The sequence below is a fragment of the Nocardioides sp. QY071 genome, from assembly GCF_029961765.1.
Classification (GTDB): Bacteria; Actinomycetota; Actinomycetes; order Propionibacteriales; family Nocardioidaceae; genus Nocardioides.
In genome coordinates this window covers 4166099-4180499 of the sequence record NZ_CP124681.1, presented here as the reverse complement: position 1 = coordinate 4180499, position 14401 = coordinate 4166099, and the positions used below count along the sequence as shown (strand labels likewise).

General features: G+C 71.8%; 9 protein-coding genes. All 9 read left to right on the top strand.

Features of this window, described 5'->3' with window-relative positions:
- Positions 1-185 precede the first annotated feature (185 nt).
- Positions 186-1199, top strand: coding sequence for a phosphate ABC transporter permease subunit PstC (gene pstC, locus QI633_RS20095; RefSeq protein WP_141797746.1), 1014 nt, complete (start codon positions 186-188; stop codon positions 1197-1199).
- Position 1200: 1 nt separating this feature from the next.
- Entirely contained in the window at positions 1201-2358 is a 1158-nt protein-coding gene (gene pstA, locus QI633_RS20090) for a phosphate ABC transporter permease PstA (RefSeq protein ID WP_282426851.1), read from the top strand.
- A gap of 13 nt (positions 2359-2371) precedes the next feature.
- Positions 2372-3964 carry a substrate-binding domain-containing protein gene (locus tag QI633_RS20085; RefSeq protein WP_282426850.1) on the top strand — a complete coding sequence of 531 codons (1593 nt, stop codon included), beginning with the start codon at positions 2372-2374 and terminating at the stop codon, positions 3962-3964.
- A complete protein-coding gene (locus tag QI633_RS20080) occupies positions 3961-6540 on the top strand; it encodes a hypothetical protein (protein ID WP_282426849.1) in 2580 nt (859 codons plus the stop codon). The genes QI633_RS20085 and QI633_RS20080 overlap by 4 nt, the downstream gene beginning before the upstream one ends.
- Positions 6537-7502 carry a class E sortase gene (locus QI633_RS20075; protein WP_282426848.1) on the top strand — a complete coding sequence of 322 codons (966 nt, stop codon included), beginning with the start codon at positions 6537-6539 and terminating at the stop codon, positions 7500-7502. Before QI633_RS20080 ends, QI633_RS20075 begins: the two co-directional genes overlap by 4 nt.
- 76 nt (positions 7503-7578) lie before the next feature.
- On the top strand, positions 7579-9078 hold the full coding sequence (locus QI633_RS20070; RefSeq protein WP_282426847.1) for a substrate-binding domain-containing protein: 1500 nt from the start codon (positions 7579-7581) through the stop codon (positions 9076-9078).
- Between the two features lie 108 nt (positions 9079-9186).
- Positions 9187-10062: a phosphate ABC transporter ATP-binding protein gene (locus tag QI633_RS20065; protein WP_282426846.1), complete on the top strand. Its 876-nt coding sequence runs from the start codon at positions 9187-9189 to the stop codon at positions 10060-10062.
- Positions 10063-10163: 101 nt separating this feature from the next.
- On the top strand, positions 10164-13676 hold the full coding sequence (gene mfd / locus QI633_RS20060) for a transcription-repair coupling factor (protein WP_282426845.1): 3513 nt from the start codon (positions 10164-10166) through the stop codon (positions 13674-13676).
- 2 nt (positions 13677-13678) lie between these two features.
- On the top strand, positions 13679-14398 hold the full coding sequence (locus QI633_RS20055; RefSeq protein ID WP_141797753.1) for a hypothetical protein: 720 nt from the start codon (positions 13679-13681) through the stop codon (positions 14396-14398).
- Positions 14399-14401: the final 3 nt, after the last annotated feature.

Below are 14401 nucleotides of genomic sequence, written 5' to 3'. Positions count from 1 at the left end.
GCTACTCCGAGCCGGGTCGCGCTGGGTTCGGGGCCGCGGATTTCACCAGAGCCAACGGCAGCGTTCCACGCTCGTTCACCGGCGTCACCCTCACTGGTCGCGCACCACCGTCAACGTTCCGGTGGTTGCGCGGTCCCGCGCTGCCGTGACGGCCCTTCTCGGGGTGGCCACGACCAAGGACGACTGTGACCAGCCTGCCCCTCGTCGATCCGAGCGCGCCCGACGTGCAGCCGCGCCGGATCTCCCGCAAGGCCACCGGTGCCGACGCGGTGTTCGTCAACGTGTCCCGGACGATCGGCGCCTCGGTGCTGGTGATCACGGGCGGGGTCGGGCTGTTTCTCGGCTGGCAGGCGTTTCCCACGCTGCACCGCTACGGGTGGCGGTTCTTCACCGAGTCCGACTGGCTGCCCGAGGCCGACGTCCTCGGCATCGCCGCGGTGCTGGCGGGCACAGTGCAGATCGCGCTGGTCGCCATGGTGATCGCGTTCCCGCTGGCGTTGAGCACGGCGCTGTACATCTCGGAGTACGCGCCCGCGTCGATCCGCTCCGTCCTGGTCTCCCTCGTCGACCTGATGGCCGCGATCCCGTCGATCGTCTACGGCCTGTGGGGCTTCTTCCTGGTGATGCCGCACGCCGCCGCGTTCGCGACCTTCCTGCAGCGTCACCTGGGCTGGATCCCGGTCTTCGACGTCAAGGACACCGACCCGGACGCCGCCATCTGGGACGCCAGCCGCTACACCGCGAGCGCGTTCTGCGCCGGCATCGCCGTGGCGATGATGGTGCTGCCGATGGCCTGCGCCGTGATGCGACAGGTGTTCAGCCAGACCCCGCCGGGGGAGAAGGAGGCCGCACTCGCCCTCGGCGCGACCCGCTGGGGCATGGTCCGCACCGTCGTGCTGCCCTTCGGTCGCGGCGGCATCATCGGCGGCACCATGCTCGCCCTCGGCCGGGCGCTCGGGGAGACGATCGCGGTCCTGCTCATCATCTCGCCGTCGTTCGACCTCAAGCTCCGCCCGCTCGAGATCGGCACCAACAGCGTCAGCGCGCTGATCGCGGGCCGCTTCGGCGACGCCAGCGCCAGCCAGCTCTCCGCGCTCCTGGCGGCCGGCTTCGTGCTGTTCGTCATCACCCTCGCGGTCAACACGCTCGCTGCCGTCGTGGTCAGCCGGAGCCGCTCGGGCGCCGGGGCGGAGGCCTGAGATGACCACGGCTCCCACGACCTCGCCGGTCCGGCCGCAGCGTGCGACCGTCCTGCCCAAGTACGACGACGACGCGGCTCCCGCCGTACCTCGCCCCTCCCTCGGCCGGCCCACCGCCGACGAGAGGTTCGTGCGCTGGGGCGCCTGGGCCTCGGCGCTGGGGATGGCCTGGTTGGTCACCCAGCGACTGCTGCCGCTCCCCGGGCCGGCCTGGTTCCTCGTCGTCTGGTTCGTCCTCGGGCTTGCCGTCACCGCGGTCCTCTCGGCACTGACCGTGTCGATGGTCGAGGTGCGCGACCGGCTCGTGGCGTCCGTCGTCACCGGCGGTGCCCTGGTCGTCGGCGCGGCCCTGGTGAGCACGCTGTCGTTCATCGTGCTGCGCGGCTGGCGGCCGCTGCTGCACGCCAACTTCTTCGTCGACGACATGGCCGGCGTCGGCCCCAAGGACCCCTTCGACATGGGCGGCATCGCCCACGCGACCGTCGGCTCGGTCATCGAGATCGGCATCGCGCTGGTCATCGTGCTGCCGCTCGGCATCGGCACCGCGATCTTCATGACCGAGGTCGGGGGCCGGTTCGCCGGCCTGGTACGCACGATCGTCGAGGCGATGACGGCGCTGCCGTCGGTGGTCGCCGGACTGTTCGTCTACACGACGGTGATCGTGGTCGCGGGCTGGCCGCGCTCCGGGTTGGCCGCCGCGCTCGCCCTCGCCGTGATGATGCTGCCGATCGTCGCCCGGGCCGCCGACGTGGTGCTGCGCGTCGTGCCCGGCAACCTGCGCGAGGCCGGGCTCGCCCTCGGTGCCAGCCGGTGGCGGACCGTGTGGCACGTCGTGCTGCCGACGGCCCGGCCGGGCCTCGCGACCGCCGTCATCCTCGGTGTCGCCCGCGGGGTGGGGGAGACCTCGCCCGTGCTGCTGACCTCCGGCGCCGCCGCGTTCATGGTCGTCGGACCCACCGACGGCGTCATGAACTCGCTGCCGCTCTACATCTACACGACCGTCCGCAGCGGCGAGCCGCAGGCGATCACTCGCGCCTTCGCGGCCGCCACCGTCCTGCTCGCGCTCGTGCTGTTCCTCTTCGTCCTCGCGCGGGTCGTGGCCCGCCCGAGGAGGGCGAGGAAGACCACCCGGCCCCGTGCCATGAAGCCCCTGCCATGAAGGAGACCAGCTCGTGAAGCGCCGAGGACGCGCCCTGACGGCCACCCTGCTCGCCATGATCTGCGGCATCAGCCTGCCCCTGGCGGCGTGGGGTGCCGTGCCGTACGCCCAGATCGAGGGCACCGGCTCGACCTGGTCGGAGCTCATCGTCCAGCAGTGGATCGCCGACGTGAACGCCAACGGCATGAAGGTCGTCTACACCGGCGGCGGCTCGACCAAGGGCCGCAAGGACTTCGCCAACAACAGCGTCGACTTCGCGATCTCCGAGATCCCGTACCAGGGCACCGACGAGCAGGGCCAGGCCGACACCAGCCAGGGCCGGCAGTACGCCTACCTGCCCATCGTGGCCGGTGGCACCGCCTTCACCTACCAGCTCAAGATCGGCAACGAGCAGGTCAAGAACCTGCGCCTGTCGGGGGAGACGCTGGCCAAGATCTTCACCAACCAGATCACCAACTGGAACGACCCGGCGATCGCCAAGGACAACAACGGCCGCAAGTTCCCGGCCCTGCCGATCATCCCCGTGGTCCGCTCCGACGGATCCGGTACGACGGCACAGTTCACCACCTGGATGGACAAGCAGTACCCCAGCATCTGGCGGGCCTACTTCGGCCGGGCCGGGCTGACGTCGTACTACCCCAAGAAGTCGGGCAGCCGGATGGTCAGCCAGGCCGGCTCCGACCAGGTGATGAACACGATCAAGGGCTTCTCGGGCAACGGGATGATCGGGTACGTCGAGTACTCCTACGCGATCAACGCCCACTACCCGGTGGTGAAGGTGAGGAACGCGGCCGGCTACTACGTCGAGCCCACGCAGTTCAACACCGCGGTGGCACTGACGCAGGCCAAGATCAACATGGACACGACGTCGCCGCTGTACCTGACGCAGAACCTCGACGGGGTCTACACCCACAACGACCCGCGGTCCTACCCGATCTCGTCGTACTCGTACATGCTGCTGCCCACCGGTGCCGGTGACCAGCGGATGTCGACGGCCAAGCGGCAGACCCTCGCCGACTTCATGTACTACTCGCTGTGCACCGGGCAGACGAAGGCGGGCGCGTACGGCTACTCCTCGCTGCCGCTCAACCTGGTCCAGGCCGGGTTCGACCAGATCGCGAAGCTGAAGGCGGCCGACCCGGCCGTCGAGCTGACCGACCGCGACGTCAAGAGCTGCAACAACCCCACCTTCGACGGCAAGAACCTCGACAAGAACCTGCTGGCGGAGAAGGCGCCCAAGCCGCCGGAGTGCGACAAGGACGGCGCCGGTCCGTGCGGCTACGACACCGGCACCGGCAAGCCCGCCACCGACGAGCAGGCCGCGGCCGCGGGAGGTACGGCGCCCGCCGCCGGCGCCGCACCGCCGGCAGCCGTCGATCCGGTCACCGGCCAGGAGGTACCGGTCGCCACCGACGGCACCACACCGGTGGCCGCCACCAGCCAGCCCGTGACGGCCTCGCCCGACACGCTGTCAGCTGAGCGGGCCGGTGACCGCCGGCCCTTCGGCTGGGTCGTGGTGCTGGAGCTGCTCGCCCTGGTGCTGCTGCCCGGCCTGCTGGCCGCGATGTTCCGGCGCCGGCTGGCCGCCGGGGGGACGTCGCGATGAGGCGGCGCAGCCCCCGGCTCGCCCTCGTCGGGCTCGTCGTCGCCGCCAGCGCCGCGACGGGCGTCACCGCCCCGGCCGCCGCCGACCGGCCCCAGCCCGTGACGCCGCGCGCGGCCGGCGCCGGTGACGCATGGAGCAGCACTCAAGCGATGGAGCGCGAGCTCGTCGCCGCGGACGGCTCGTCGACCGAGATCTCCGACCCGAACACCGGCAAGCCCTGGCAGGTCACCGTCAGCGCCGACCACACGCGCAACCTGCGCGGGCGGGAGCGGGTGGGCATCACCTGGAGCGGTGCCCAGCCCAGTGGCGGGCGGGCCAACGACCCCTTCGGCCCGGGCGGCATGAACCAGGAGTACCCGGTCGTGGTCCTGCAGTGCCGGGGGACCGGCGCCGAGGTGAGGCCGGAGACCTGCTGGACGTCGTCCTTCGGCCAGCGCTCGCAGGTCTCGAAGTCGGCCAGCGACGCGACCTGGACCGAGGACCTCTACGCCCTCGCGTCCGACACCGAGAAGGTGACCAGCAGCAAGGGCGACGTCCCGGGTGCCGACGCGTGCCCGACCATCGACCGCACCGGCCTGCTCTACACGCGGCTGGTGCCGTTCGTGAGCGCCAAGGGGCAGGTCTTCGCGGCGTGCGACGCCAAGACGATGCCGCCCGAGGCGGCGGCGGACGCGGCACTGCCCGCCAACGAGATCGCGGCGTACACCGACGCCGACGGCAAGGGCTCGGTCCAGTTCGAGGTGCGCACCGACGTCGAGAACGAGTCCCTCGGCTGCAGCAAGTCGGTGGCCTGCTCGATCGTCGTCATCCCGATCGTCGGGATCAGCTGCGAGGCCGGCTCCACCGCCGACGAGCGCGACCTGAGCGTCGTCGAGAAGTCCTGCCGGCGCACCGGCCAGTTCGCTCCCGGCTCCAGCAACGTCACCAACGTCGGCGTCGACCAGGCGGTCTCGCCGATGCTGTGGTGGGCCCAGTCCAACTGGCGCAACCGCTTCGTGATCCCGGTGACCTTCGGTGACCCGCCGGACACCTGCGACATCCTCGACCCGCGGGCACCGACCGGCTTCTACGGCTCCGAGCTGCTCGCGCAGGCCGCCCTGCAGTGGGCTCCGGCGTACTGCCTGAACAAGTCGCGGTTCAAGTTCCAGCACAACCAGATGCCCGACCAGGCGGGGTTCTCGCTGATGTCCTCGGGCGGCGGCGCGGCAGCACTGGTCTCCTCCGAGTACGAGACGGAGGGCGATCCCGTCGGCTACGCGCCGACGGCCCTCACCGGCTTCGGCATCGGCTACATCATCGACCGGCCCGGCAACGCGGGTGAGTACGCCGACCTCCGGCTCAACGCCCGGCTGCTCGCCAAGCTGCTCACCCAGTCCTACACGGGATCGAGCTTCGGAGCGGGGCACCCGGGGATGGAGCAGAACCCCTGGGCGATCATGAAGGACCCGGAGTTCGTCGCGCTCAACCCCGGCCTGTCGCAGGAGGCCCAGGAGGCCGGAGCCGCGCTGCTGTCGCTGTCCAACTCCTCCGACGTCATCCGCCGGCTCACCGACTACATCGCCAGTGACAAGGCGGCGACGGACTTCGTCAAGGGCAAGCCGGACCCGTGGGGCATGCGGGTCAACCCGTCGTACCGCAAGATCAAGCTGCCCCGCGACGAGTGGCCGCTGCTCGACGGCTACATCCCCAAGGGCGGCACCGACTGCAAGGCGAACAACCCGTCGACGTACTTCAACGACCTCGCCGCCCCGGTCTCGACGATGCGCAAGATCGCCGAGGCGCTGCTGGACGCGTGGCCGAACGTGCAGACCCGCTGCGACACCGACCTCAGCGTCACGCCGCCGATCTACAAGCTCGGGCGGACCGAGCGGCAGCACTACGGCGACCGCTTCATGCTCGGCATCGTCAGCCTCGGTGACGCCCAGCGCTACGGCCTGCGCACCGCGGGCCTGGAGACCCGGCCGGGCCGGTATGTCATACCGTCGGTCGACTCGTTGACGGCAGCGGTCAAGCTCGCCAGGCCCGAGGGCAGGCGCGGCCCGTTCGAGATGGACATGGCGAAGCTGCGCAAGGCGGGCAACGCCTACCCGGGCACGATGGTCGTCTACACCGCGGCCCGGCTGCGGAACCTCGCCCCGGAGGACGCCGGCAAGGTCGCGCAGTTCATCCGGATCGCCACGACGGAGGGCCAGCGGGCCGGGAGCGGCAACGGCGAGCTGCCGGGCGGCTTCGTGCCGATCCGCGACACCGGCGCCACCCGCGCGCTCTACACGCGGGCCCAGCGCGTCGCCCGGGCGATCGAGAGGCAGAAGGTGCCGGCCGCGGCGCCGGCCGAGGCCGGTCCCGCGACCGTGAACCCGGGGACGGCGGCCGCCGCGCCCGCCGGGGAGCCCGTCGCCGCCGCGCCCGCCGCAGGTCCGGCAGCGGCGGCCCCCGGCGCCGTCACCATGCCCCCGACTCACGCGGTGTCCTCCGAGTGGAGTGGCCGGCTGCTGCCGGTGCTGCTCCTGCTGGGCCTGGTGTTCACGGTCGTCAGCGCCGTGTCGCGGGTCGTCCAGGTCCGGAGCCGTCGATGACGACGCTGGAGGAGTCGCCGGTCGCGGCGAGCGAGCAGACCGTGCCGCGGGAGAGCGGGGCGCGCCCCCGGCGCCGCCCGCAGCGGCGCGCCCCGCGCCCGTCCCGGCAGGACGGGCCGCCCAGCCGGGCCGAGACCGCCAGCACGGTCATCAGCACCTCGGCCACCATGGCCGCACTCGTCACGCTGTGGATGGCGCTGCAGCTGCTCGTCCTCGGCGGGGTCGCCCAGGAGCGCAGCCAGGCACTGCTGTACGACGAGTTCCGGGCCGAGGTCGCCGCCGCGACCGCGAGCGTGGGGCCGGTCACCGAGCCGGGCGCACCGGTCGCGCTGATCCAGGTCCCGCGGCTGGGCCTGCAGCAGGTCGTCGTCGAGGGCACCGCGTCCGGTGACCTCCTCGCCGGGCCCGGCCACCTGCGCAACACCGTGCTGCCCGGCCAGGCCGGCGCCTCCGTGGTGTTCGGCCGCGCCGCGACGTACGGCAGCCCGTTCCGCGACCTCGACCGGCTCGAGCCCGGCGACCGGATCGAGGTGACCGTCGCCCAGGGCCGGGTGGCGTTCACGGTCACGACCGTGCGCCGCAGCGGAGACCCGCTGCCCCAGCCGCTCGCGGCCGGCCGGGCGCGACTCACGCTGGTCACCGCCGAGGGCCACGGCCGGCTGCGCGCGATCGCGCCGGGCGAGGCCCTCTACGTCGACGCCGAGGCGGACTCGGCGTTCCCCGCACCGTCCGGCCTGCCGCCGACGGTCCCCGAACCGGAGAAGCCGATGGGCACCGACACAGGGGTGCTGCCCCTGCTGGCCCTCGATCTCGCGCTGCTCCTGGCGTTGACGCTCGGGGTCATCGCCGCCCGTCAGAGATGGTCGCTGGTGCACGTGTGGGTGGTTGCGACCCCCCTCGCGATCGCCCTGGCATGGGTGACGACCGACGGAGTGATGCGGCTCCTGCCCAACCTGACCTGATCGCCGCCGTCGGGCGGTGTCCTCGCTGTGGCTGCACCAGTAGCCGCAGACCACTCACAGAAAGTCGAACAACGCAATGTCCGTACGCAAGACCCTCACGGCCGCCTTCGCGGCCGCGGTGGCCACGTCGGCGGTGACGCTGATCGCCTCTCCGGCCCACGCCGAGTACGTTCCGCAGCCCGAGGACAGCAAGGCCGCTCCCGTGTCGGCCGACCTGATCGGCGTCGGCTCCGACACCACCATGCTCGCGCTGCACAACGCCGCGCTGCTCTGGAACGCCGGCAGCCACGGCTTCGACGTCGCCACGTTCAGCGCGCTGGGTGGCGGCGACGTCAACCTGCCCGCGCCCAACCTCGCTCAGCCCCGGCCGAACGGCTCCAGTGCCGGCAAGGCGGCGCTGCGCAACGCCGCCCAGTACAGCGAGGTCGACTTCGCCCGCTCCTCCGACCGCGTCGGCGGCACGGGCAAGGAGGCCGAGGGTGCCGACCTCGAGGGCATCCCCTTCGCGGTCGACACCGTCGTCGCCGCGGTCTCCAACAGCACCGCGTCGCACGCGCCGGCGTCGCTGACCAAGGCGCAGCTCATCGCCATCTACAGCTGCACGACCACCAACTGGAACCAGGTCGGCGGCACCGCGGGCGTCATCAAGCCGCTGGTCCCGCAGAGCGGCTCGGGCACCGAGAAGTTCTTCAAGGCCCAGCTCGGCGTCGCCAACTACGGCTCCTGCGTCAAGGACTACGTCGACACCAACGGCAACGACGTCAAGGACGCCGGCGAGGCCAGCGTCCAGGAGCACTCCGACGCGCCGGTCAAGAACGACCCCGACGTGATCGTCCCGATCTCCAAGGGCCGCGCCGGGCTGATCCCCGGCAACACCGTGCGCCTGCTCGAGGGCGAGCTCGCCTTCAAGCGCGCGGTCTACAACGTGGTGCGTGCCACCGACATCAACAACGCCTCGGTCCAGGCCTTCTTCGGTGAGAGCGGCTTCCTGTGCTCCTCGGCCGCCAGGGACGCGATCGCCGCGGGTGGCCTGACCCAGCTCGCCACGCCGGCCAACGGCGGCGTCTGCGGCACCGCCGCCGACACGACCAGCGACTTCACCACCAACGAGCCGGTCGCGACCAGCACCACGCTGACCGGGACCAGCACCGGCGCGGGCGTCAGCCTCGTCGCCAAGGTCGGCGGCTCGTCGACCCCGCTCGGCACCGTGACCTTCAAGGAGGGCGACACCGTCCTCAAGGCCAACGTGCCGATCGTCGGCGGCGAGGCCCGGTTCGTCGTACCGGCGCCGAGCGTGGGCGCCCACACCTACAAGGCCGTCTACAACCCGAGCCAGGCCCGCTTCCAGGTCTCCGAGGCCACGGTCACCGTCAGCTACGCGCCGCCGGTCGCCGGCCCGTCCGCCGCGCTCGTCGCCGCACAGGCCCAGCTCGACGCCGCGAAGGCCAAGGTGGTCAAGCTCAAGAAGCAGGTCAAGTCGGCCACGGGCGCCAAGAAGGCCAAGCTCAAGAAGAAGCTGAAGAAGGCCAAGAAGGCGGTCAAGGCGGCCACCGCCGCGGTCGCCGCCGCGTCCTGACCCAGCACTCGCACCACCCCGCAGCACCCGTAGGACTCGCAGCACCCGCAGCACCGGTGCCGGGCGGCCCTCGTGGCCGCCCGGCACCGACCGATGAGAAGAGAGCCGATGTACCCCAACGCCGACGACACGACCGTCATCCCCGAGGTCCGTGCCGACGTACCCCGCCTCGATCCCGCCACGCCGGTCGACGCCGCCGTACCGACGGGCCTGGCCGCGCTCGAGGCCCGGGAGATCACGGCGTGGTTCGGTGACCACAAGGTCCTCGACCGGGTCTCGCTCACGATGGATCCGGGCCGGATCACCGCCCTGATCGGCCCGTCCGGCTGCGGCAAGTCGACCTTCCTGCGCATCCTCAACCGGATGCACGAGCTGGTCCCCTCGGCCCAGCTGGCCGGTGAGGTGCTGCTCGACGGCGAGGACATCTACGACCCCGGCAAGCGGCTCATCGACGCCCGCCGCGCGATCGGCATGGTGTTCCAGAAGCCGAACCCGTTCCCGGCGATGTCGATCCGGGAGAACGTGCTGGCCGGCCTCAGGCTCACCGGCACCCGGATGAAGCGGGCCGACAAGGACGACCTCGTCGAGTCCTGCCTGGTCAAGGGCGGGCTGTGGAACGAGGTCAAGGACCGTCTCGACGCGCCGGGCGGCGGACTGTCCGGCGGCCAGCAGCAGCGCCTGTGCATCGCCCGCTCGCTGGCGATCCGGCCGCGGGTGCTGCTCATGGACGAGCCCTGCTCGGCCCTCGACCCGACCTCCACCCGGGTGATCGAGGAGACGATGCTCGACCTCGCCCGCGAGGTGACGATCGTGATCGTCACCCACAACATGCAGCAGGCCGCGCGCGTCTCCGACCAGTGCGCGTTCTTCCTCGCCTCGCAGGGCCAGCCCGGCGTGATCGTCGAGCACGGCGCCACCGAGGCGATGTTCCAGAGCCCGCAGGACTCGCGGACCTACGACTACGTCAACGGGCGGTTCGGCTGACCCGACGGGCTGTCGGCGGCGGGTCGTAGGCTGGTGCCCGCACCCCCGGTCGCACGTGGACCGGGGGCGATCGTCGTGTTCCTCGACCAAAGGTGTGCCCCGTGAGTCTCGCCGGCCTCGCCGACGCCGTCCTCGCCGACCCGACCCTGTCCGCCGCGCTGGCCGGCGCCACGAGCGGTGCCCAGCCGACCGGTGAGCTGACCGGTCCGGAGGCGCTGCGGCCCTTCCTGGCCGCCGGCCTGGTCCGGGCCGGTCGGCCGGTGCTCGTGGTCACCGCCACCACCCGCGAGGCCGAGCAGCTGGTCGCCGAGCTGGGCGACCTGATCGACCCGGCGGGCGTGGCCTACTACCCGAGCTGGGAGACGCTGCCCCACGAGCGGCTCAGCCCGCGCAGCGACACCGTCGGGCGCCGCCTCGCGGTGCTGCGCCGCCTGTGCCACCCCGGCACCGACCCCGCGACCGGGCCGGTCCAGGTCGTCGTGGCTCCGGTCCGCAGCGTGCTGCAGCCGCAGGTCAAGGGCCTCGGCGACCTGGTGCCGGTCGAGCTGAGCGTCGGCTCGACCGCGGAGATCGACGACGTCGTGGCCGGGCTGGTCGGTGCGGCGTACTCCCGCGTCGACCTGGTCGAGAAGCGCGGCGAGTTCGCGGTCCGCGGCGGCATCGTCGACGTCTTCCCGCCGACCGAGGAGCACCCGCTGCGCGTGGAGTTCTTCGGCGACGAGGTCGACGAGATCCGCTCGTTCGCGGTCGCCGACCAGCGCACGATCACCAAGGTCGACCGGCTGTGGGCGCCGCCGTGCCGCGAGCTGCTGCTGACCGACGAGGTCCGGGCCCGTGCCGCCGAGCTCGGGCAGTCCCACCCGCAGCTCCTCGAGATCACCGACAAGCTCGCCCAGGGCATCGCCGTGGAGGGCATGGAGGCGCTGATCCCGGCGCTCGTCGACGAGCTCGAGCTGCTCGTCGACCTGATGCCCGAGGACACCCGGATCCTGGTCCTCGACCCCGAGCGGGCCCGCGCCCGCGCGCACGACCTGGTCGCGACCAGCGAGGAGTTCCTCGCCGCGTCCTGGGCCACCGCCGCCAGCGGCGGGCAGGCGCCGATCGACCTGCAGGCGGCGTCGTACCAGTCGCTCGCCGACGTCCGGGCGCATGCTCGCGAGCGCGGGCAGTCGTGGTGGACGTTCAGCCCGTTCGGCCTCGACGAGGAGGCGCCCAGCAGCGCTCAGCCGGCGCCGTCGTACCGCGGGGACGTGGCGAAGGCCTTCGCCGACATCGCCCGCTGGCGCGGCGAGGGCCAGGCGGTCGCGGTCGTCCACGTCGGCCACGGGCCCGCGCAGCGCATGGTCGAGGCGCTGGGGGAGCAGGACGTCCCGGCCCGCCTGGTCGAGGAGATCCCGGCCGGCCACCAGCTCGACCCGGCCGTCGTCACCATCACCTGCGGCAACCTCGGCCACGGCCTGGTCGACACCGGCCGCGGCCTGGTCGTCCTCACCGGCGAGGACATCGTCGGCACCAAGGCGTCGGTGCGCGACAAGGGCGCGATGCCCGTGCGCCGCAAGCGGCAGATCGACCCGCTCGAGCTCAAGGCCGGCGACTACGTCGTCCACGAGCAGCACGGCGTGGGTCGCTTCGTCGAGATGAAGCAGCGCGAGGTGCAGGGCGCGGTGCGCGAATACCTCGTCCTCGAGTACGGCCCCTCCAAGCGCGGCGGCCCGCCCGACCGACTGTTCGTGCCGGCCGACACCCTCGACCAGGTCACCCGCTACGTCGGCGGAGAGCAGCCCAGCCTCGACCGGCTCGGCGGCGGCGACTGGACCAAGCGCAAGAACAAGGCGCGCAAGGCGGTCCGCGAGATCGCGGCCGAGCTGATCAAGCTGTACGCCGCCCGCCAGGCCACCCAGGGCCACGCCTTCGGCCCCGACACCCCCTGGCAGCGCGAGCTCGAGGACGCCTTCCCGTTCCACGAGACCCCCGACCAGCTGACCACGGTCGACGAGGTCAAGGCCGACATGGAGCGCACGGTCCCGATGGACCGGCTGATCTGCGGCGACGTCGGCTACGGCAAGACCGAGATCGCCGTGCGCGCGGCCTTCAAGGCGGTCCAGGACGGCAAGCAGGTCGCCGTCCTGGTGCCGACGACGTTGCTCGTCAACCAGCACCTCGCGACGTTCTCCGAGCGCATGAGCGGGTTCCCGATCAACCTCAAGCCGCTGAGCCGGTTCCAGACCGACAAGGAGGCCGCCGAGACGATCGCCGGCCTCGCCGACGGCACCGTCGACGTCGTGGTCGGCACCCACCGGCTCTTCAACGCCGACACGAGGTTCAAGGACCTCGGCCTGATCATCGTCGACGAGGAGCAGCGCTTCGGCGTCGAGCACAAGGAGGCGATGAAGCGGCTGCGCACCTCCGTCGACGTCCTCTCCATGTCCGCCACCCCGATCCCGCGCACCCTGGAGATGGCGATCACCGGCATCCGCGAGATGTCGACGATCACCACGCCGCCCGAGGAGCGCCACCCGGTGCTGACGTACGTCGGCGGCTATGAGGACCGCCAGGTGGTGGCCGCCGTACGACGCGAGCTGCTGCGCGACGGTCAGGTGTTCTACATCCACAACCGGGTGAGCTCGATCGAGAAGGCTGCGGCCAAGATCCGCGAGCTGGTGCCCGAGGCCCGGGTCGCGACGGCCCACGGCCAGATGGGCGAGCACCAGCTCGAGCAGGTGATGGTCGACTTCTGGGAGAAGAACTTCGACGTCCTCGTCTGCACGACGATCGTCGAGTCCGGCATCGACGTCTCCAACGCCAACACCATGATCATCGAGCGCTCCGACACGCTCGGCCTCTCGCAGCTCCACCAGCTGCGCGGTCGCGTCGGCCGCTCGCGCGAGCGCGCCTACGCCTACTTCCTCTACCCGACCGAGAAGCCGCTCACCGAGACCGCCCACGAGCGGCTCGCGACCCTGGCGCAGCACTCCGACCTCGGCGGCGGGATGGCGATCGCGATGAAGGACCTCGAGATCCGCGGCGCCGGCAACCTGCTCGGCGGCGAGCAGTCCGGCCACATCGCCGACGTCGGCTTCGACCTCTACGTCCGGCTGGTCGGCGAGGCGGTGCGCGACTTCCGGTCCGACCCAGGCGCGCCGGAGCAGCTCGAGGAGGTCCGCATCGAGCTGCCCGTCGAGGCGCACCTGCCCCACGACTACATCCCCAGCGAGCGGCTCCGGCTCGAGATCTACAAGCGCCTGGCCGAGGTCCGCACCGACGCCGACGTCGACGAGATCATCGGCGAGCTCCAGGACAGGTACGGCGAGCCGCCCGAGCAGGTCACCGCCCTGCTCCTGGTCGCCCGCTTCCGCGCCCGGGTGCGCCAGGCAGGGGTCAAGGAGGTCACCACGGTCGGCAAGAACGTGCGATTCCACCCGGTCGTGCTCCCCGAGTCGCGCACGGTCCGGCTCAACCGGCTCTACCCGAAGTCGATCGTCAAGCACCAGCTCGAGTCGATCCTGGTGCCACGCCCCGGCATCCCGGGACGGACGGGAACGCCGCTCGAGGGGGTCGCCCTGCTTGAATGGGCCCGGCTCGTCATCGACTCGGTCATCGACCCCAAGGAGTGAGTGTGCGTCCGATCCAGGCGAAGTTCCGGTCCGCCGCAGTGAGTCTCGCTGCGGTCGCCCTGCTCGCCGCCGGCTGCGGCGTCAGCGACAACGACGTGAAGCCCGGCGTGGCCGCCGAGGTCGAGGGCCAGCAGCTCTCGCTCAGCAAGGTCGACAAGGCGGTCCAGGACTACTGCGCCCTGGCCGCGACCAACCCGCAGGCGCAAGCGGCGCCCGTCGCGCTGGTCCGGGCTCAGTTCGTCGTCGGCTGGACCCAGGCGGTCGCCGTCGACGACCTGGCACCCGAGCACGGGGTGCCGCTGCCGGCCGAGCAGATCGACCGGACGTCCGTCACCGACGAGTGGGGTGCCCTCGGCACGATCGACGACGACAACTACGACACCTTCGAGTTCCTGACCTGGATCAAGCAGCGGCTCACCGACCCGGTCGCCCAGCTCGGTGCCGACGAGTCCGGTGGCCGGGGCGACGATGCCATCGAGGCGGGCATCGCGCTGATCACGAAGTGGCTCGACGACCACGACGTCAGCTTCAATCCCGTCTTCGGGACCTACGACGCGACGACCGGTGTGTTCAGCGGGGACCCGCTCTCGGTGCCGGTGAGCAGCGAGGCCAAGGGCGCCAGCAACACCGCCGCCATGACGCCCGAGCAGGTCGCGAAGCTGCCGGCCGACCAGCGCTGCGGCCCGGCCGCCGCGCCGGCGGCGGTCGTCCCCCAGGGATAGGCG